The sequence below is a fragment of the Microbacterium sp. NPDC089320 genome, assembly GCF_040684875.1.
Lineage (GTDB): Bacteria > Actinomycetota > Actinomycetes > Actinomycetales > Microbacteriaceae > Microbacterium.
In genome coordinates this window covers 228,962-247,929 of sequence record NZ_JBFBGY010000005.1, presented here as the reverse complement: position 1 = coordinate 247,929, position 18,968 = coordinate 228,962, and the positions used below count along the sequence as shown (strand labels likewise).

The following is an 18,968-nucleotide window of genomic DNA, read 5'->3' as shown; positions in this document are numbered from 1 at the left end:
GGCGGGGTCGTCAGATGAGGCGGCGGAGTGCTTCTTCGAGCGTGACGCCCTGCGCTTCGGCGCGGTCGCGCAGGCGGGCATGCTCGTCGCTCGAGAGCGCGAGCCGCACCTCGATCGGGTCGTCGATCGGCGCGTAGAGGCTGTCGAGCAGGTCGGAGGTTTCGGCCCAGAGGGGCTCGGCGACAGTCGTCGACGCGACGGGGGATGCCGCAGCATCCTTCTCGTCGCGCGCCGCCGCGGCGGCGATCGGAGCGGATGCTGCCGCAGCGGCCCCGGCATCCGTCGCCATCGTGAACCCGGGCCCTCGCCGCGGCTCCTGCCCGGCCTGGTAGGCCTTGGCGGCGGCGTTCGCGCGCTCGTCGGCCGCCTCGTTCAGGGGGTGGCCCGCGTGGCCCTTGACCCACGAGAACTCGACGTCGCGCCCGCGGATGGCCTCGTCGATGCCCTCGAGGAGGTCGCGGTTGAGCACGGCGCCACCGTCGGACTTGCGCCAGCCCTTGCGCTTCCATCCCGGCATCCACTTGGTCACCGAATCGATCACGTAGCGGCTGTCGCACTCGATCATCAGCTTCTCTGAGATACCCGCCGTCGCCTGCAGCAGTTCGAGCACCGCGCGCAGCTCGCCCTGATTGTTCGTGCCGTGGGGGGAGCCGCCCGCGGCCCAGTTGGCGTCGTCGATGTACCAGGCCCAGCCGTTCGGGCCGGGGTTGCCCAGGGCGGAGCCGTCTGCGGCGGCGATGATCGTCATTCCTCAACCGTAGCCGCGCCCGGGGACAGCGCTGGTGCGGGTCGGGCGCTTTCGACTCCGGGCGCCTCGCGACATAGTGTGGATCGATGCCTACCGATATTTCTTGGGATTCCTGGGTCGGCACCGCCGCATCGATCGCCACGCTGATCGTGATCGCTGCCGCCGCGCTCGCAGCGCTGGCGCTGGCCGCCTCGCTGATCAGTCGTCGGGTGCCGTGGGTGCGCGATCTCGCCAGACGGGTGCGCGCGGCGATGGTCGCGACGACGGCCGTGGTCGCTCTGTGGATCGCCGGTGCGATCTCAGAACCCGCGACGCAGGACTGGTGGCCGGTGGTGTCCCGGCTCTTCCTGATCGGCACGGTCCTCACCGGCTCGTGGTTGCTCGGCGCGTCGATCTCGTTCGGGTTCGAGCGACTGATGGCCAAGGAGGAGACTCTGCTCGTCGGTCCGGAGGCCCGCCGCCGCCGGACGCAGCTGCTCGTCATCCACCGACTCGTCCTCGTCGCGATCGCCGTGCTGTCGCTGGGCGCCGTGCTCTTCAGCTTTCCCGAGATGAGAGCCGTCGGCACGAGCCTCCTGGCCTCTGCCGGCATCGTCAGCATCATCGCCGGACTCGCTGCCCAGTCGATCCTCGGCAACCTCATCGCGGGGGTGCAGGTCGCCTTCACCGATGCCATCCGTGTCGGAGACGTCGTGGTCGTCGAGGGCGAATGGGGGCGGATCGGCGAGATCAACCTGTCGTACGTGGTCGTCTACATCTGGGACGAGCGTCGTCTCGTGGTGCCCTGCAACTACTTCACGACGACGCCGATCGAGACCTGGACGCGTCGTTCCGACAAGATCCTCGGCACGGTCTACCTCGATCTCGACTGGCGGGTGCCCATGGACGAGCTGCGCGAGGAGTTCCAGCGCATCGTCGAGGCCTCACCCGCATGGGACGGTCGGTCGTCGAGCGCCGTGGTGACAGACGCGCAGGGTGGATTCGTCACGGTGCGTCTCGTGATGTCGTCGAAGGACTCGGACGATCAGTGGACCCTGCGCTGCGAGGTGCGCGAGAAGATCATGACCTGGCTTCAGCGGGAGCACCCCGAGGCGCTGCCGCGCACCCGTATGGATCTCGAAGCGACGACGGCGAGCATCGCGGGCTGAGTCGGGGTCAGTCGGTCTCGGTCTCGGTCTCGGTCTCGGGGTCGGGTTCGCCGTTCTCGATCGAGGTCGCCTCGGGTGCCGGAGGTGCCACGGGGAAGACGATCGAGCTGACCGCGGGGGAATCGAGGCCGAGGCCCAGCGTCAGCGGATCGACCGCCGTCGCAGCCGAGAGGACGTCGGACTCGGAGCGCTCGAGCGGTTCGGACGGCAGCTTCCACTGATTCTCTTCGTCGTCGGTGCGCTGTTGGAAAAGTCCCATGCGTCCCATTCTCGACCTGCCTCGCGAAGCGGCGGTCGGATTCACACCGGATTGATCGGATGCCGGGGTGCCGGTCGGGCCCCTATCCGAGCGATCCCAGACACGCTCGCGCCGCGCTCGTGCTGCAGCCGTCCGCGTCAGTCGGAAGCCGAGGCTTCGCGAACAGCGTCGACGAGCTCTCGCCACGGCCCGTCGAGCGCCGAATCGGGGAGCTCTCGTTCGCGCTCCTCCGACGGTGTGCGCACGCGGATCAGCCATACGAAGCGGTCTGCGCCTGCGTCGGTGTCGTGGTCGGCATCCCACGGGCAGCTGTCGATCATCGCGATCCAGTGGTGCGTCTCGGTCGGGTCGGGTTCGACCCGCCATTTGCGACGGATGCCGGCGATGCCGCCCGTGCGCACCACCGCGATGACGACCTGCGCGTCACTCGACTCTGGGGACTCGCTCATCCTCATAGACTCCCACGGTCGCCCACGCACGTCGAGCGGCGGCGGCGGCGGCGTCGTCGATGGCAGACGCCGCGGCGAGGGTCGCATTGGCGAACTCGGTGAAGTTCGCGGTGCTCGACAGGCCGCCGGTGAGCGCCCGGTACCAGACGGTGCCGGCCGTCTCCCAGGCGTTGCCGCCGAGGTCGATCGCGAAGAGGGCGAAGGCCCGGTTGGGGATCCCCGAGTTGATGTGCACCCCGCCGTTGTCTTCGGTCGTGCGCACGAATCCGCTCATGTGGTCGGGCTGCGGGTCTTTTCCGAGCTCATCGTCGTCGTACGCGGTGCCGGGGGCGATCATCGAGCGCAGCGCACTGCCCTGCACGGCATCCGTGAAGATCTCGGCTCCGATGAGCCAGGTGGCATCGGCAGCTGCCTGCCCGAGGAGGTACTGCTCGGTGAGGGCGCCGAAGACATCGGCGATCGACTCGTTCAGCGCGCCCGGCTGACCCTGGTACTCGAGGTTGGCGGTGTACTGCACCACACCGTGCGCGAGTTCGTGACCGATCACCGTGGTCGATGAGGTGAAGCCGACGAAGACCTCGCCGTCGCCGTCGCCGAACACCATGCGCTCGCCGTCCCAGAAGGCGTTGTCGTAGTCGATCCCGTAATGCACGGTGGCGTCGAGAGGGGCACCGGCGTCGTCGAGCGAGTTGCGCCCGAAGGCCGAGAGCAGCATCTCGAACGTGGCGCCGAGTCCGTCGAAGGCCTCGTTGACGGATGCGTCGGCCACAGGCTCGTCGTCTTCGGCGCGGACGATCGCCCCGGGGAGGGTCTGCGTGTTGGCGGCGTCGCTGATCGTGCGGTTCGGGGCGTCTGACAGCTGGGCGACCAGGTCGCCGTTCTCGTCGATCGACAGATCGAGGCGCGCTCGGAACGGCGGTCGGCCCGCCGTCAGCGTCTGGCGCGCGGCGGCTGCGGCGCGGGGATAGCGACCCGACTCGGCGAGGCGCGCGAGCAGGTACGAGGGGATGACTCCGGGGACTTCGGTGTGGCTGCTCATGTTCAGACCCTACGCCGGGGGTCCGACGTTCTCGCAAGGGCGGACCGGATCGGATGCCGTCGCCCCGTCGCGCTCCGCTCAGTCGCGCGTGATCTCGAGCACGGTCGTGCGCATGACGCCGTCGCCCACCGGAACCTCGAAGCGCACCGGCATCCCGGGGTGCGCGAGAGAGAACCAGAACGACACGATCGGACCGCCGGGCTCGTCGGCCGTGTCGTACCGCCGGCACTCCACCGAGCCGAAGGGCGTCTCGAGCGTCTCGAGCGTCACGGTCGTGCGGTCGGCCGGGAAAGCGGCATGGGCCTGCAGATCGAGCCAGGTCACGCGACTCGAGACCAGCGACTGCGGATCGTCCGCCGCCCAGCGGTCGAGCGTCGCGCCCTCGGCATCCGTCTGCCGAAAGCGATTGACGCGCTCGCCGATGGTGCCGTCCGGCTGCTCGGTGCGCAGCCGGATGGTCGTGCCCGCCCCGGTCGCGTCACGGATCTCGTCGGCCGTGAACGGGGTGGGCAGCAGGTCGGGGCCGAGGACACGAGGATCGGTGGCAGTCATACGACGATTCTCCGCTCTCAGGAAGACACCCCGGGATCTCGCGTAAAATCGGCTCAATGACCGATGCCCCCTCCGACGCTGCACCCGACCTCGGACCCGGCATCGACCCCCAAGACCTCGCCACCACGCTGCGGGTGCTCTCGGAACTGCACCAGATCGACAACGAGCACCCCGACTTCGTGGCCGTGCGCCACGCGACCGCGGCCATGTTCAAGGCGGTCAAGCGCGTGCGGCGCAAGGAGATCCGCGATGCGATCGCCGAGGCCGACAAGGCCGTCGTCGCGCGCACGGCCACCGGCGCCCCCGACCGCATCGACGACGAGACCCGCGGCAACGATCTCGCGACCAGCGTCGTCGACGCCCCGATCGCCGGCGAGCTGCTCAAGCCCCGCAACTGCTACATCTGCAAGCAGCCCTACACGGTCGTCGACGCCTTCTATCACCAGCTCTGCCCCGACTGCGCGCGCTTCAGTCACGGCAAGCGCAACGCCCGCACCGACCTCACCGGCAAGCGCGCACTTCTCACCGGCGGCCGCGCGAAGATCGGCATGCACATCGCCCTGCGACTGCTGCGCGACGGCGCCCACACGACGATCACCACGCGCTTCCCCCGCGATGCGGTGCGTCGCTTCTCGGCGCTGCCCGACTCGGCCGATTGGCTGCACCGCCTGCGCGTGGTCGGCATCGATCTGCGCGACCCCGCTCAGGTGATCGGTCTCGCCGATTCGGTCGCGGCTCAAGGCCCGCTCGACATCCTCATCAACAACGCCGCGCAGACCGTGCGCCGCTCGCCCGGCTCGTACTCGCTGCTGGCGGATGCTGAGCTGCAGCCGCTTCCCGACGGACCCCTGCCCGAGATGGAGACCTTCGGGCACACGGCCGACCCTCATCCGCAGGCGCTGCAGGCATCCGTCGATGCGCACCCGCTGCTATCCGTCGCGGCGCTGGGCGGCACGGTCGCCGAACAGGGAGGCCAGGCGCTGACCGCCGAAGACCTCGCGCGGCTCGCGATGGCTCCCGGGTCGTCGTCGCTCGAGAAGCACGCCGACGGCACCGCCATCGATGCGGGCGGACTCGTGCCAGACGTCAACCGCACGAACAGCTGGGTGCAGTCGGTCGACCAGGTCGATCCGCTCGAGATGCTCGAGGTGCAGCTCGCGAACACGACGGCGCCGTTCCTGCTGATCAGTCGCCTGCGCGCGTCGATGGCCGCCTCGTCGGCGCACCGCAAGTACGTGGTGAACGTCTCGGCGATGGAGGGGCAGTTCTCGCGCCGCTACAAGGGCCCGGGCCACCCGCACACGAACATGGCCAAGGCTGCGCTGAACATGCTGACGCGCACGAGCGCCGGCGAGATGCTCGAGACCGACGGCATCCTGATGACGGCCGTCGACACCGGGTGGATCACCGACGAGCGCCCGCACTACACGAAGGTGCGCCTGGCGGAGGAGGGCTTCCACGCGCCGCTCGATCTCGTCGACGGAGCAGCCCGCGTGTACGACCCGATCGTGCGCGGCGAGGCCGGCGAGGACATCCAGGGCGTCTTCCTGAAGGACTACGAGCCCAGCCCCTGGTGACCCTCGCCTCCGGGTCCCGGGCCGGGGCCGTTCCGGGGCCGTTCCGGCCTGTCGCCGTCCCCCCCCCCCGAACTTTCGAATCGCGCACTTTGCAGATTCTGGGCCGCGATTTCTGCAAAGTAAGCGATTCGAAAGCATCCGCCGGGGCCGGGGCCGGGGCCGGGGCGCGGGGGGAGCGGATGCCGTCGGCTACCGCGCCCGGATCTCGAGGTTCTCGGACGCCCAGGTGCCGAGCTGGTCGAGGATCGGGAGCAGGCCGCGGCCGCCGTCGGTGAGCGAATAGGACACGGTGACGGGCGGACCGGCGTCGACCGAGCGCGCGACGAGCCCCGCCTCGGCGAGTTCGGCCAGCCGGTCGGAGAGCACGGTGTCGCTGATGCCCGACACGCCTCGGCGCAGGGACACGAAGGTCGACGGGCCTCCGCCGAGTGACGAGACGATCATGCCGTTCCAGCGCTTGCCGAGCACGCTGAAGGCCAGTGTGACGGCGGCGTCGCAGACGTGACGCTCTTCGTCGATCTCGGCCATGGGCCCATCATACCTGTGCTACGTTAACGCGAGTCGCTAAGAAAAACAGAGTGACTACGAAAAACGAAAGGCACTTCTCATGTCCCTGTTCCGCCTCGACGCCAGCATCCTTCCCGCGTCGTCCGCCAGCCGTTCGCTCGCCGACCTCGTCGAAGCAGAGTGGACCGCCTCGCACCCCGACTCCACGGTCACCCGCCGCGACCTCGCCGCCGACCCCGTGCCCGCGACGGCCTGGGCGGATGCCGTGACCGGCGGATTCGTCGACGATGCTCAGCGCACCGACGCTCAGCGCGCGGCGCGCGCCCTCGCCACCACCTTCGCGGACGAGCTGATCGGCGCCGATGCGCTGCTGTTCGCCGTTCCGCTCTACAACTACGGGGTCTCGCAGCACTTCAAGACGTGGTTCGACCTGGCCTACACCGATCCGCGCATCGACCCGCAGGGCACCGCACTGCGCGGCAAGCCCGCGACCCTCGTGACGGTGCTCGGCGGCAACTACGCCCCCTGCACTCCCAAGGAGGGCTGGGACCACTCCACCGGGTGGCTGCGCCGTGTGCTCGAAGACGTCTGGGGCCTCGACCTGCGCGTCGTCGAGCGCCCGTTCACTCTCGTGGGCGTGAACCCGGCACTGGATGCCTTCGCCGACACCGCCCGGGAGCTCAAGGAGAACGCCGAGCAGTCGGCGCGCACCTACGGCCGCGAGCTCGCCGCGCTGCGGGGCGACCAGGTCGCCTGACCTCACGCCACTTGCAGGTCGAGATCACGGATGCATGCCGAGATCAGGGGGTATCGGCATGCATTTGTGATCTGAGCATGCGGGTGTGCGGCCCGGTCCGGGTCGTCCGTGCCGGTCCGTCTGCAGGAGCCGGGCACGGATGCGGGGTGGAACACGGCTTCTGGTCCTGCATCCGTGCCTCCGTCCTGCAAACGGCGCAAGCCCAGAGGTCCGGGCGCCCGCCCCCCGCCCGACACGACCCGAACCCAGACGGGAACTCAGGCCAGTGGCCGGGGGAACGGATGCGGCAGCCACACCGTCACGTTCAGCCCGCCGCTCTCGCGAGCGGTGAGCACGAGCGATCCGTCATGCGCCTGCGCGATGCGCTGCGCGATGGCGAGCCCGAGTCCGATGCCCCCGTGATCGTCGTTTCGGGCCCGCTCAGAGCCCCGCTGGAAGGGCTCGACGAGGGTCGCGACGCGATGCGGGGGCAGTACGGCACCGGTGTTCTCGACGACCAGTGCCACGGCGTGCGGCAGGACATGCGTGCGTACGACGACGGTGCCGTCCGCGGGCAGATTGTGCACGATCGCGTTGTGCATCAGGTTCGTGATCAGCTGCTGCAGCAGGGCCGGCGATCCGAGCACCTGCGCCGTGTCGCCGCCCACGTCGATCGTCACGCCGCGGCGCTCGGCGAGGGGCAGCAGCGTCTCGACCGACTCCTCGGCGAGCAGCGAGAGGTCGATCGGCTCGCGCGTGAAGGTCCGGCGCTCGGCGCGGCTGAGCATCAGCAGCGCCTCGGTCAGCTCGATCGCCCGCGCGTTGACCTCGTGCAGCCGGTCGATCAGCGCATCGACGTCGCGGTCGGGGTCGTTGCGGGCGACCTCCAGCATGGTCTGCGAGATCGCCAGGGGAGTGCGCAGCTCGTGCGAGGCGTTGGCGGCGAACCGCTGCTGCTCGCCGATATGCGCCTCGAGCTGCTCGAGCATCGAGTCGAAGACGTCGGCCAGGTCGCGGAACTCGTCGCGCGGACCCTCGAGGGCGACCCGGTGCGAGAGCGACCCCTGGGCGGCGAGCTGGGCCGCGCGTCCGATGCGGTCGAGCGGCGCGAGCATGCGTCCGGCGATGATCCAGCCCCCGCCGATGCCGATCGCGAGCAGCACGAGCATGACGACGACCGCGGCGGGGATGAACGCGCGGATGAGGTCGGAGCGGTTCGGCACCCACTGACCGAGCTGCGTATAGAGGCCGGTGTCCGGCACGTAGCGCAGCAGCCACAGCGCCACGGCCGCGAGCAGCAGCACCCCTGACACCACCACGACCCCCGCATAGCTGAGGGTGAGCTTCCAGCGGGCGCTCATGCCGCGGCGCCGCTTCGGGCGGGTGAGGTCAGCCATCGGCATCCGTCCCGATGCGGTAGCCGACGCCCGGAACCGTGAGGATGAGCCACGGCTCCCCCAGCCGCTTGCGCAGCGACGAGACCGTGATGCGCACGGCGTTCGTGAACGGGTCGGCGTTCTCGTCCCACGCGCGTTCGAGCAGCTGCTCGGCGCTCACGACTCCGCCGGCGGCCTCGACGAGCACCTCGAGCACGGCGAACTGCTTGCGGGTCAGGGCGACGTACTTCCCGTCGCGGAAGACCTCGCGGCGGAACGGGTCGAGCCGCAGACCCGCCACCTCGAGCACGGGAGGGCGCACGCGCTGGCGGCGACGGTCGAGGGCGCGCAGCCTCAGCACCAGCTCGCGCAGCTCGAACGGCTTGGTCAGATAGTCGTCGGCACCGATCTCGAACCCTGAGGCCTTGTCGTCGAGGCGGTCGGCGGCGGTCAGCATGATGATCGGGATGCCGCTGCCGGACGCCACGATCGAGCGGGCGACGTCATCGCCGGAGGGCCCCGGAATGTCTCGGTCGAGCACGGCGAGGTCGTAGGAGTTGATGCTGAGCAGCTCCAGAGCCGTGTCGCCATCGCCGGCGATGTCGGCGGCGATCGCCTCGAGCCGCAGCCCGTCGCGCACGGCCTCGGCGAGATAGGGCTCGTCCTCGACGATCAGCACGCGCACGACACAGCTCCCATGTGCTCAGAGCTTACGCACCCGGGCATATCGGGAGCATATGCAAAAGCGCATACGTCGTCGCAACAGCGTCCCTTCTTGACTGAGGACATGAACATACGCACTGCCCTCGGGCGCCGCCGGGTCGCCACGGTGATCGGGATCGCCCTGCTCGCCGCCGCCCTCACCGGCGCCGTCGTGCTGATCGGCCAGCAGTCGCTGGCGTCGGCATCCGTCTCTCCGACCGTCTCGCCCTCATCCCTCACCGAGGCGGACGGCGTGATCCGGGAGGAGGGCGCCGTCTCGGTCTTCGACGAGACGCCGGCCGTGAGCAACCTCGACAGCGATCTGCTCGCCGCGGTGCGGGCTGCTGCGACGGCGGCCGAACAGGACGGTGTGAGTATGCACGTGAACAGCGGATGGAGGTCGGCCGCGTACCAGCAGGTGCTGCGGCAGGATGCGGTCATCGAGTACGGATCCGAGGAGGAGGCGGCCCGCTGGGTGGCCACCCCGGAGAACTCCGAGCACGTGTCGGGGGACGCGGTCGACCTCGGCCCACTCGCGGCGCAGGACTGGCTGTCGCGCAAAGGCGCGGACTTCGGCCTCTGCCAGATCTACGCGAACGAGCGCTGGCACTTCGAGCTGCGCCCGGCAGCTGCGGCGAACGGTTGCCCGCTGATGTACGACGACCCGACCGCAGACCCGAGGACGCAGCGATGACCACGGCACTCACCTCTCCACGCCTCACCCTCTCTCGCGTGCACCCGCCGACCCTGCAGACGATTCCCGACGCGATCGCCGCGAACGTCGAGCGGATGCGCTCGGCCACCGATGCTCGCCTCATGGCGGTCGTCAAGGCCGACGGCTACGGCCTCGGCGCGGCCACCGTCGCTCGCGCGGCGATCGGGGCCGGAGCCGAGTGGCTCGGAATCACGGATGCCGAGGATGCCGCTGCGCTGCGTGAGGGCGGCGTCGAGGCGCCGATCCTCGCGTGGCTCAATCCGGCCGGGGTCGACGTCGCGCAGGTCGTCGCGGATCGCGTCGACGTCGCCGTCGGGTCGGTCGAGGAACTGCGCCAGCTGATCGCGGATGCCTCTGCGGTGTCGAGCGGATGCGTGCGGGTGCATCTGCACATGGACACCGGGATGTCGCGGGGTGGCGTGCCGCTGGCTGAGTGGGCGGAGCTGCTGCGGGTGGCGCGCGCGGGTCGCGGTCGCATCGATGTCGTCGGGGTGATGGGGCATCTGCCGGATGCCGACGCCGCCGCGCCCGCGCGTAACGCGCCGGCCGTGCTGCGAATGCGACAGGCGAGGGATGCCGTGCTGCGCGCCGGTTTCGGCCCTGTGCTCGTGCACCTCGCGGCGACGTCGGGCACGCTGACGGATGCCGCCACGCACTTCGACATGGTGCGCGTCGGGGCGGGGCTCGTCGGCATCGACCCGTCGGAGTCCGTCGTGTTGCAGGGGGCTGCGCGGCTGACCGCATCCGTCGTGCACAGCAGCGTCGTGCCGACCGGAACACCCGTCGGCTACGCCGGCGCCTACGTGACGACGCGCAGCACCCACGTGAGCGTGATCGGCGTCGGATATGCCGACGGCATCCCGCGAGAGCTCGATGCGGGCGCAGGGGTGGCGATCGACGGCGTCCGGTGCCCGATCGTCGGTCGCGTGTCGATGGATCAGATCGTCGTCGACACGGGGGAGCGGGCAGTGCCGAGGGGCGCGACAGCCGTGATCCTCGGTCCGGACGGTGGTGCGGTGCCGAGCGTGCAGGAATGGGCGCTCTGGGCGGGGAGCATCCCGCACACGGTCGTCACGGGGATCGGCCCGCGAGTCGAGAGAGCGATCGCATGAGGGTACTGGTGATCGGGGGCGGGCAGAACGCCGAGCACGAGGTGTCACTCGCCTCTGCGGCGGCCGTGGCCGAGGCCCTGCGTCTTGGGGGATACGACGTGAGCACGGTGACGATCTCGCGGCAGGGCGTGTGGGAGGTGGCGGGCGTCTCGGAGGGTGCCACCGCCGCCGAGTCCCTCGCGTCGGTCATGCCGCTTCTCGCCCAGTGCGACGTCGTATTCCCCGCCGTGCATGGATCCCTGGGCGAGGACGGTGCGCTCGCGGCACTGTGCGCGCTCGCGGGGGTGGGCGTGGTCGGATCGGGTCTGCGCGCGGGAGCCCTCGGCATGGACAAGTGGGTCACCAAGCTCATCGCCGAGGCCGCGGGGCTGCGAACGGCGCGCGGACGGGTCGTGCGGGCGGCGGACTGCGGGGATGCCGAGTTCGAGGGCCCCGTGGTCGTGAAACCCGTCTCTGCCGGATCGAGCTACGGCGTCTCGCTCGTGCGGGAGGAGCACGAACTCGGGCCGGCGCTGCGCGACGCAGCACGGTTCGACACCCGCATCCTCATCGAGGAGGTGGTGCAGGGGCGCGAGATCGACGTGGCCGTGCTCCGGGAGGCGGGCGGGGTGCGCTGGGCGGCGCCGCCGCTCGAGATCCATGCCTCCGGGCTCTTCGACACCGCGATGAAGTACGACGGCAGTGCGCGGTTCACCGTGCCCGCGCGGTTGTCGGCCGACGAGACGACCTCTCTCACGCGTGCGGCGCTGACCATGTTCGACGCCCTCGGCTGTGCGGGCGTCGCCCGGATGGACTTCTTCCTCACGGCCGAGGGGCCGGTGCTGAACGAGGTCAACACCATGCCGGGGCTGACCGCGGCCTCGCAGGCACCGCGCATGTTCGCGGCGGCGGATGTGTCGTACGTCGACCTGGTGTCACGGCTCGTGCGTGCCGCCGAGGTGCGGGTGCCCGCGCGCGTCGGCTGACCGGGGTCAGAGGCGGTCGACGCCCGTCACCGTGACGACCGCCGCGCCCTCCTCATCGGAGGCGGCGAGGTCGACCGTGGCCGAGATGCCCCAGTCGTGATCGCCCGCCGGATCGTCGAGGATCTGCCGGACGGTCCACTCGGTCGCGCCCTCGGTGAGGAGCAGCAACTGCGAGCTGCGCGCGTTCGCGCCGGTGAGGATCTCGTCGTGATCGGCGAAGTAGCCGTCGAGCGCATCCGACCAGGCGTCGGCGCCGAACGACGGATCGAGCTCAGCGAGGGCAGCGACGTCTCCGCGGGCGGCGAGCTGCACACGCCGGAACAGCTCGTTGCGCACGAGGGTGCGGAAGGCGCGCACATTCGAGGTCAGCCGCTTCGGCGCCGGCGGCACGATCGGCTCGTCGTCCGGGCCATGCAGCACGCCGTTGACGAGTTCCTCCCACTCGTCGAGCAGGCTCGAGTCGACCTGGCGCACGAGTTCGCCCAGCCACTCGATGAGGTCGCGGAGATCCTCGTCCTTCGCCTCCTCGGGGATCGTCTGCGAGGCCGCCCGGTACGCATCGGAGAGGTAGCGCAGCACGACGCCCTCGGAGCGCGCGATCTTGTAGTACGCGACATATTCCCCGAACGACATGGCTCGCTCGTACATGTCGCGCACGACGGATTTCGGGTGCAGCTCGAAGTCGCGGATCCACGGCTGCGCCGCGCTGAACGTCTCGAACGCGGCGGTCAGCAGCTCGTCGAGCGGCTTCGGGTAGGTGATCTCCTCGAGCAGCTCCATGCGCTCGTCGTATTCGATGCCCTCGCGCTTCATGGAGGCGACCGCCTCGCCCCGCGCCAGGAACTCCTGCTGGCCGAGGATCGCCCGCGGATCGTCGAGCGTGGACTCCACGATCGAGATCATGTCCAAGGCATACGATCCGGTTCCGGTGCCGGCGGCAGGGTCGCGGTCGAGCAGTTCGAACGCCGCGAGGGCGAAGGGCGACAGCGGCTGGTTCAGGGCGAAGTTCGGCTGCAGGTCGACCGTCAGGCGGATCTCGCCGTCGGGGGTCTGCTCGACGACGCCCGATTCGAGCAGCGTGCGGTAGATGCCGATGGCTCGAAGCGCCAGCTCGCGCTGCCTCGCGCGCGGCTCATGGTTGTCGTAGACCAGCGCGCGCATGTTGCCGAACACATCGCCGCCGCGCCCGATCACGTTGAGCATCATGGCGCTGGTGATCTGCATGTGAGAGGTCAGGGTCTCGGGCTCGGCGTCGATGAGCTTGCGGAACGAGGGCTCACCCCACGACACGAAGCCGTCCGGTGCCTTCTTGCGGATGATCTTGCGCTTCTTCTTCGGGTCGTCGCCGGCCTTCTTGATCGCGGCGATGTTCTCGGTCTCGTGCTCGGGCGCCTGTGCCACGACGGTGCCGGCGGTGTCGAAGCCCGCGCGGCCAGCGCGACCGGCGATCTGGTGGAACTCACGGGCGCTGAGCTGCCGCATCCGGGTGCCGTCGAACTTGGTCAGAGCCGTGAGCAGCACGGTGCGGATCGGCACGTTGATGCCGACGCCGAGGGTGTCGGTGCCGCAGATCACGCGCAGCAGCCCGCGTTGAGCGAGCTGTTCGACGAGGCGCCGATACTTCGGCAGCATCCCGGCATGATGCACGCCGATACCGGCGCGAAGGAACCGCGAGAGTGTCTTGCCGAAGGCGGTCGTGAAACGGAAGCCGCCGATCAGGGCGGCGATCTCGTCGCGCTGTTCGCGGGTGGCGACCTTCGTGCTCGACAGCGCCTGGGCCCGCTCCATCGCGGCGGCCTGCGAGAAATGCACGACGTAGATCGGCGCCTGGCCGGTGCCCAGCAGATCGTCGATCGTCTCGTGGATCGGCGTCGTCTCATAGAAGTAGTGCAGCGGAACGGGGCGCTCGACGCCCGTGACGGATGCCGTGTCGCGGCCTGTTCTGCGGGTGAGGTCGCTCGACAGCTGCGAGACGTCGCCGAGGGTGGCCGACATGAGGATGAACTGCGCCTGCGGCAGCTCGAGCAGCGGAACCTGCCACGCCCATCCGCGGTCCGGGTCGGCGTAGAAGTGGAACTCGTCCATGACGACCTGGTGCACCGCGGCATCCGCACCCTGGCGCAGTGCCAGGTTCGCGAGGATCTCGGCGGTGCAGCAGATGATCGGGGCATCCGCGTTCACCGACGAGTCGCCCGTGATCATGCCGACGTTCTCCGCCCCGAAGGTGTCGACGAGGGAGAAGAACTTCTCGCTCACCAGCGCCTTGATCGGTGCCGTGTAGAACGAGCGGCGCCCCTCGACCATCGCGGCGAAGTGCGCGCCGACGGCGACGAGCGACTTGCCGGTGCCGGTGGGCGTCGAGAGGATCAGGTTGTTGCCCGAGACGATCTCGATGACCGCCTCGTCCTGCGCGGGGTAGAGGCTGATGCCGGTCGACTCGGCCCATTCGACGAACGCCGTGTAGACGGCATCCGCATCGGAGCCGTCGGGCAGCGCGGTCGGGTCGAGGGTCATACCCCGATCCTTTCATCCAGCGGACGGACAACCGCGCGCCGGGGTGGAGGGCGGAGTCCCGAGGGGATGCTCAGACCGAGGTTGCGGCGCGCAGCGCGATCCGGATCATGTCGCCGAACGTCTGCTCGCGCTCCTGGGCCGTGGTCTGCTCACCCGTGACGATGTGATCCGACACCGTGCAGATGGCCAGCGCGCGTCGACCGTAGTACGCGGCGAGGGTGTACAGCCCCGCGGCCTCCATCTCGACCCCGAGCGCCCCGTGCTGCACGAAAGGCTCGGTCAGCTCGGGCCGGGTGCTGTAGAACTGGTCGCTCGAGAAGAGCAGCCCCACGTGCACGGCGGAGTCCAGAGGTTCCGATTCGCTCGCCTCGACCGCGGCCCTCAGCAGCCCGAAGTCGGCGACGGGCGCGTAGTCGAGTCCGTGGAAGCGCACGCGGTTGATGCCCGAGTCGGTGCAGGCGCCGTTCGCGATGACGATGTCTCGCACCTGCAGCTTCTCGGTCAGCGCGCCGCACGAGCCGACGCGCACGATGGTCTGCACGTCGTACTCGTCGAACAGCTCGTTGGCGTAGATCGCCATCGACGGCTGGCCCATGCCCGAGCCCTGCACCGAGACGCGGTGCCCCTCCCAGGTGCCGGTGTATCCCAGCATCCCGCGGGTCTCGGAGTAGAGCTCCGCGTCGTAGAGGAAGGTCTCGGCGATCCACTTCGCCCGCAGCGGGTCGCCGGGGAACAGGACGACGGGGGCGATCTGACCGGGCTGTGCGGCGATGTGCGTGCTCATGTCTTCAGCGTAACCAGCGCTCTCTGCGTGGCGCGCCGGGGCTCGGCGCCCGCCTTGAGATCATCGGTACCGAGCGGTGATCGGCACCGCGGAGGGGGACGACGATGTCCGACCAGATCTTCTTGTACGGCGCGCTCGGGCTGTACTTCGCCGGCATGCTGCTCATCGGATACTTCGCCTATAAGCGCACCGACGATCACGAGGATTACATGCTCGGCGGCCGCAACCTGCCCCCGTGGGTCGCGGCGATCAGTGCCGGCGCGGCCGACATGTCGGGATGGCTCGTCATGGGACTCCCCGGCGCGATCTATGCGGCCGGCTTGATCGAGGCGTGGATCGCGATCGGACTGACGATAGGCGCCTACCTCAACTGGCTGCTGGTGGCCCCGCGCCTCCGCGCCTACACCGAGGTGTCGCGCAACTCGATCACGATCCCCAGCTACTTCGAGAACCGCCTGCGCGACAGGAGTCGCTCGCTGCGCATCGCCTCGGGCCTCATCATCCTGGTGTTCTTCACGCTGTACATCTCGTCGGGCATGGTCGCCGCGGGGGTCTTCTTCGAGAGCTCGTTCAACGGGGACTACCTGTTCGGGATGCTGCTGGTCGGCGGCGTCACCCTGCTCTACACGCTCTTCGGCGGGTTCCTCGGAGCCTCGCTCACCGACGTCGTGCAGGGGCTGATGATGGTGATCGCGCTGGTCGTCGTGCCGGTCGCGGCCGTCATCGCGATCGGCGGACTCGGCGAGACGGCGTCGCTGATCACCGAGAACGGCGGAGAGGGCTTCCTTTCGCTGCTCGGCGGCGGAGCCGTCACCGGCGGCACGTTCCTCGCCATCGTCTCGGCGCTGGCATGGGGCCTCGGCTATTTCGGACAGCCGCACATCATCGTCCGCTTCATGGCACTGCGCTCGCCGCAGGAGGCGAAGAGCGCGCGCCGCATCGGCATGTCCTGGATGGTCGTCGCGATGGGCGGCGCCGTGGTGTCGGGTCTCGTCGGCATCGCGTACATGGCGCAACAGGGGGTCACCCTCGACAACCCCGAGACGGTGGTGCTGCTGATGTCTCAGACGCTGCTGCATCCGTTCGTCGCCGGTCTCGTGCTCGCCGCGGTGCTGGCCGCCATCATGAGCACCGTGTCCAGCCAGCTGGTCGTCTGCTCGTCGGCCCTGGTCGAGGATCTCTACAAGGTGGCCCGCAAGACCCCGCCATCCGACAAGCGTCTGGTGCTGATGGGGCGGATGGCGGTGCTGGTGGTCGCGATCATCGCGATCATCCTCGCGATCACGCCGAACGACTCGATCCTCGGCCTGGTGTCCTTCGCGTGGGCCGGTTTCGGCGCCGCGTTCGGGCCGATCATCCTGCTCAGCCTCTTCTGGCGCAAGCTCACGAACTGGGGTGCGCTCGCCGGCATGTTCGTCGGCGCGGTCACGGTGTTCGTGTGGAAGGCGCTCGACACGGGGCTGTACGAGCTCCTGCCCGCGTTCGTGTTCGCGTTCATCGCCGCTGTCGTCGTCAGCCTCGCCACCTATCGGCACAACGAGGAGATCCAACAGGAGTTCACCGACACCGGTGCGATGCTCGCCGTGCCGCGTCCGCACGCGGTCGGCGACACACCCTGATCCGCGCGGGGCTGCGCCGCCGGATGCGGGGCTCAGCCCTCGCGCCGGGGCTCAGCCCTCGCGCCGGGGCTCAGCCCTCGCGCCGGGGCTCAGCCCTCGCGCCGCCGCACGATCTCACCGATCCAGATCGGCGCGAACGGCGAGGTGCACCCCGGGGCGGTGGGATAGTCGGCGAGCACCTGCAGGCGCTCCCCGATCTCGAGGGCCCTGGCCCGCAACTCCGGATGGAAGATCCCGATGTTCGCGAGAGTCTCGTTCATCGCCCATTGCAGTCGCTTCGGGGCGGTCTTGAGGTCCTGCTCGATCAGGTCGAGCAGGTGCTCGAGGTCCACCCCATCGGCATCCTTCGCGACGCGCACGGTCGTGAGCGACCAGGCCGCCGCGGCGACCGTCGGGTCGGCGTCGTCGAACCAGCGCAACCTCAGTTCCTCGGCCAGGGGAGTCTTCTTGGCGACGTAGTTCACGAACCAGTCGTTGACCTTGGGGGCCTGAGTCTGTCGCAGCATCGCATCGAGTTCGTCGGCGGTGAACTGCTTCGGCGCGCAGATCAGCAGAGCAAGCAAGCGGGCGGCGGTGTCGCCCGTCGCCCACAGCTCCTTCGCGAGCGACTGGTCGGTCTTGATGCGCTTGGCGAGCGAGCGCATGCGGCTGAGATTGATGCCGTGATCGTCGCCGCGCTTCTCGTTCGCGGCGCGCATCTTCGGATCCTCCAGAGCGGCGAGTTCTGCCAGGGCCTCGGCGGCGGTCATGTCGGACATGCCACCAGGGTAGGCCCGCGGCACTTGTCAAGGCCCGGGCTTCTGCGGGCAGGCGGCCGTAATCTGCAGGAGATCGAACTCCGACGAAGGGACATGCCATGACTCGCGACAGCGACGACATCAGCACCGACCGCAACGACATCAGCACCGAGCCGTCGCCCGGCGCCGAGGAGAACGACAACCTCGGCACCGAGGACAACAAGGGTGAGCCGCCGACGGTCGTCCCCTCCTCCCCTGCCTCAGACGACGACGGCGACGTGCTCGCCGACGACCCCGAGCGCGACTGACGGGGCGGCGGCGCGCGCCGTGGCCTGAGCCCGGACGCGCGTCGCCGGGATCACGGGCGCGACCGGATCACTCCTCGTCGACGAGCTCCCCGCGGATGCGCCGGAGGTCCTCCATCAGCGACCCGATCAGGATCCAGTGCGTCGACGACGGAGGCCGGATGACGAGGGGTGCCGTGAGCGCCGGGATCGCCGAGGTCAGGGCCTCGGGCTCCGGGGACACGTCGGCGATCTGCACCGCCAGTCGCACATCGTGCCCCGCACGCCGCAGCTGCTCCGCGATGGCCGTGACGGCCGGTTCCTCGCCGATGGAGTCGTCGTAGTGGTCGAAGTAGGCCCGGGTCATGCCGATGGTCTGCGTCACGATGGGCGACAGCCGTTCCAGCAGTGAGCGCATCTCGACGAGCTCTTCGCGGTGGGTCGACCGGCGCGGGTTCAGCGTCAGGGACTCTTCGCCCGCGGCGATCGACGCCTCTGCGGCATCCTTCATCGGACGAAGCAGTCGGGCTTCGAGCATGAGCTCCTGCAGCTTCGCGGCGCTCTGCGGCTCGGGCAGCGCGTCGGCCAAGCGGTCGAGGCTCGAGGCGAGCTCGCTGCCGAGCAGCCCGAGGTCGCGACGAGCCGGGGCGACCAGCACGGGCGGCACGATCAGGGCGTTCACGACGATGCCGATGACCACGCCGATCAGCGTCTCGACGATTCGCGCGATCGCGTACTCCGGCGTCGATCCCAGGGCGAGCACGAGCATCGCCGAGATCGCGACCTGGTTGCCCGTGCCCGGCGTCGCCCGGAGGGCCCACGCCACGAGCATCGCGACGACGATCGCGAGCAGCACGATCCAGCTCGGCGAACCGAGCAGAAGGCCCAGCGCCACCGCGATCACCACGCCGACGATCACGCCTATGCTGCGTTCGAGCGCCTTGGAGAGCGACTGGTTGACGCTGGGCTGCACGACGAGCAGAGCCGCGATCGCGGCGAACACGGGGAGCTGCCCCGGAACGACCCATCCCGCGAGCAGCCACGCGGCGATCGTCGCCGCGGCGGACTTCACCACCTGCAGCAGGGGTGAGCGCTTCGAGGCGCGGATCGCGGCGTGGATGCGCATGATGCAACGCTACTCGGCT

At 69.6% G+C, this 18,968-nt stretch carries 20 protein-coding genes; 8 read left to right on the top strand and 12 right to left on the bottom strand.

Features of this window, described 5'->3' with window-relative positions; all coding sequences use genetic code 11:
- Positions 1-10: 10 nt before the first annotated feature.
- Positions 11-748 (bottom strand): ribonuclease H, encoded by a 738-nt coding sequence (locus tag AB0N61_RS15255; protein ID WP_363365192.1) that lies wholly within the window; start codon positions 746-748, stop codon positions 11-13.
- A gap of 86 nt (positions 749-834) precedes the next feature.
- Here AB0N61_RS15255 and AB0N61_RS15250 point away from each other — a divergent pair, with 86 nt between their 5' ends.
- Positions 835-1,896, top strand: coding sequence for a mechanosensitive ion channel domain-containing protein (locus tag AB0N61_RS15250; protein WP_363365191.1), 1,062 nt, complete (start codon positions 835-837; stop codon positions 1,894-1,896).
- A 7-nt stretch (positions 1,897-1,903) separates the two neighbouring features.
- On the opposite strand, the gene AB0N61_RS15245 is transcribed toward AB0N61_RS15250, so the two are convergent.
- The 4 genes from AB0N61_RS15245 to AB0N61_RS15230 form a co-directional block, all read right to left on the bottom strand.
- Positions 1,904-2,155, bottom strand: a complete 252-nt coding sequence (locus AB0N61_RS15245) for a hypothetical protein (RefSeq protein ID WP_363365189.1) — start codon at positions 2,153-2,155, stop codon at positions 1,904-1,906.
- A gap of 137 nt (positions 2,156-2,292) precedes the next feature.
- Positions 2,293-2,604, bottom strand: a complete 312-nt coding sequence (locus AB0N61_RS15240; RefSeq protein WP_363365188.1) for a protealysin inhibitor emfourin — start codon at positions 2,602-2,604, stop codon at positions 2,293-2,295.
- Positions 2,579-3,643 carry a M4 family metallopeptidase gene (locus AB0N61_RS15235; protein ID WP_363365187.1) on the bottom strand — a complete coding sequence of 355 codons (1,065 nt, stop codon included), beginning with the start codon at positions 3,641-3,643 and terminating at the stop codon, positions 2,579-2,581. The genes AB0N61_RS15240 and AB0N61_RS15235 overlap by 26 nt, the downstream gene beginning before the upstream one ends.
- 78 nt (positions 3,644-3,721) lie before the next feature.
- Positions 3,722-4,195, bottom strand: a complete 474-nt coding sequence (locus tag AB0N61_RS15230; RefSeq protein WP_363365186.1) for a hypothetical protein — start codon at positions 4,193-4,195, stop codon at positions 3,722-3,724.
- A gap of 56 nt (positions 4,196-4,251) precedes the next feature.
- Here AB0N61_RS15230 and AB0N61_RS15225 point away from each other — a divergent pair, with 56 nt between their 5' ends.
- The gene (locus tag AB0N61_RS15225) at positions 4,252-5,772 is read left to right on the top strand and encodes an SDR family NAD(P)-dependent oxidoreductase (protein WP_167946990.1); all 1,521 of its coding nucleotides are present in this window, start codon (positions 4,252-4,254) and stop codon (positions 5,770-5,772) included.
- A 189-nt stretch (positions 5,773-5,961) separates the two neighbouring features.
- Here the strand turns inward: AB0N61_RS15225 and AB0N61_RS15220 are convergent, their stop codons facing one another.
- Positions 5,962-6,300, bottom strand: a complete 339-nt coding sequence (locus tag AB0N61_RS15220) for a helix-turn-helix domain-containing protein (protein WP_363365185.1) — start codon at positions 6,298-6,300, stop codon at positions 5,962-5,964.
- A 79-nt stretch (positions 6,301-6,379) separates the two neighbouring features.
- Between AB0N61_RS15220 and AB0N61_RS15215 the strand changes: the two genes are divergently transcribed.
- A complete protein-coding gene (locus tag AB0N61_RS15215; RefSeq protein ID WP_363365184.1) occupies positions 6,380-7,036 on the top strand; it encodes an NAD(P)H-dependent oxidoreductase in 657 nt (218 codons plus the stop codon).
- A 257-nt stretch (positions 7,037-7,293) separates the two neighbouring features.
- On the opposite strand, the gene AB0N61_RS15210 is transcribed toward AB0N61_RS15215, so the two are convergent.
- Both AB0N61_RS15210 and AB0N61_RS15205 read right to left on the bottom strand, forming a co-directional pair.
- On the bottom strand, positions 7,294-8,376 hold the full coding sequence (locus AB0N61_RS15210) for a HAMP domain-containing sensor histidine kinase (protein WP_363365397.1): 1,083 nt from the start codon (positions 8,374-8,376) through the stop codon (positions 7,294-7,296).
- A gap of 28 nt (positions 8,377-8,404) precedes the next feature.
- Complete coding sequence (locus AB0N61_RS15205) at positions 8,405-9,076, bottom strand: response regulator transcription factor (RefSeq protein ID WP_363365183.1); 672 nt, start codon at positions 9,074-9,076, stop codon at positions 8,405-8,407.
- Between the two features lie 102 nt (positions 9,077-9,178).
- Here AB0N61_RS15205 and AB0N61_RS15200 point away from each other — a divergent pair, with 102 nt between their 5' ends.
- From AB0N61_RS15200 to AB0N61_RS15190, 3 genes are read left to right on the top strand one after another with little or no spacing between them, the layout of a single operon-like run.
- The gene (locus AB0N61_RS15200; RefSeq protein WP_363365182.1) at positions 9,179-9,787 is read left to right on the top strand and encodes a M15 family metallopeptidase; all 609 of its coding nucleotides are present in this window, start codon (positions 9,179-9,181) and stop codon (positions 9,785-9,787) included.
- Entirely contained in the window at positions 9,784-10,920 is a 1,137-nt protein-coding gene (alr, locus tag AB0N61_RS15195) for an alanine racemase (protein ID WP_363365181.1), read from the top strand. Before AB0N61_RS15200 ends, alr begins: the two co-directional genes overlap by 4 nt.
- Positions 10,917-11,885, top strand: a complete 969-nt coding sequence (locus AB0N61_RS15190; protein WP_363365180.1) for a D-alanine--D-alanine ligase — start codon at positions 10,917-10,919, stop codon at positions 11,883-11,885. Before alr ends, AB0N61_RS15190 begins: the two co-directional genes overlap by 4 nt.
- Before the next feature lie 6 nt (positions 11,886-11,891).
- Here the strand turns inward: AB0N61_RS15190 and AB0N61_RS15185 are convergent, their stop codons facing one another.
- Both AB0N61_RS15185 and deoD read right to left on the bottom strand, forming a co-directional pair.
- Positions 11,892-14,399: a DUF3516 domain-containing protein gene (locus tag AB0N61_RS15185; RefSeq protein ID WP_363365179.1), complete on the bottom strand. Its 2,508-nt coding sequence runs from the start codon at positions 14,397-14,399 to the stop codon at positions 11,892-11,894.
- A gap of 70 nt (positions 14,400-14,469) precedes the next feature.
- Positions 14,470-15,183, bottom strand: a complete 714-nt coding sequence (gene deoD / locus AB0N61_RS15180) for a purine-nucleoside phosphorylase (RefSeq protein WP_363365178.1) — start codon at positions 15,181-15,183, stop codon at positions 14,470-14,472.
- Positions 15,184-15,287: 104 nt separating this feature from the next.
- On the opposite strand from deoD, the gene putP reads away from it, so the two are divergent.
- Positions 15,288-16,802 (top strand): sodium/proline symporter PutP, encoded by a 1,515-nt coding sequence (gene putP, locus AB0N61_RS15175; protein WP_363365177.1) that lies wholly within the window; start codon positions 15,288-15,290, stop codon positions 16,800-16,802.
- Positions 16,803-16,891: 89 nt separating this feature from the next.
- On the opposite strand, the gene AB0N61_RS15170 is transcribed toward putP, so the two are convergent.
- A complete protein-coding gene (locus tag AB0N61_RS15170) occupies positions 16,892-17,560 on the bottom strand; it encodes a DNA alkylation repair protein (RefSeq protein WP_363365176.1) in 669 nt (222 codons plus the stop codon).
- A gap of 98 nt (positions 17,561-17,658) precedes the next feature.
- Between AB0N61_RS15170 and AB0N61_RS15165 the strand changes: the two genes are divergently transcribed.
- Entirely contained in the window at positions 17,659-17,847 is a 189-nt protein-coding gene (locus AB0N61_RS15165) for a hypothetical protein (RefSeq protein WP_363365175.1), read from the top strand.
- Positions 17,848-17,914: 67 nt separating this feature from the next.
- Here the strand turns inward: AB0N61_RS15165 and AB0N61_RS15160 are convergent, their stop codons facing one another.
- Entirely contained in the window at positions 17,915-18,949 is a 1,035-nt protein-coding gene (locus tag AB0N61_RS15160; protein ID WP_363365174.1) for an FUSC family protein, read from the bottom strand.
- Positions 18,950-18,968: the final 19 nt, after the last annotated feature.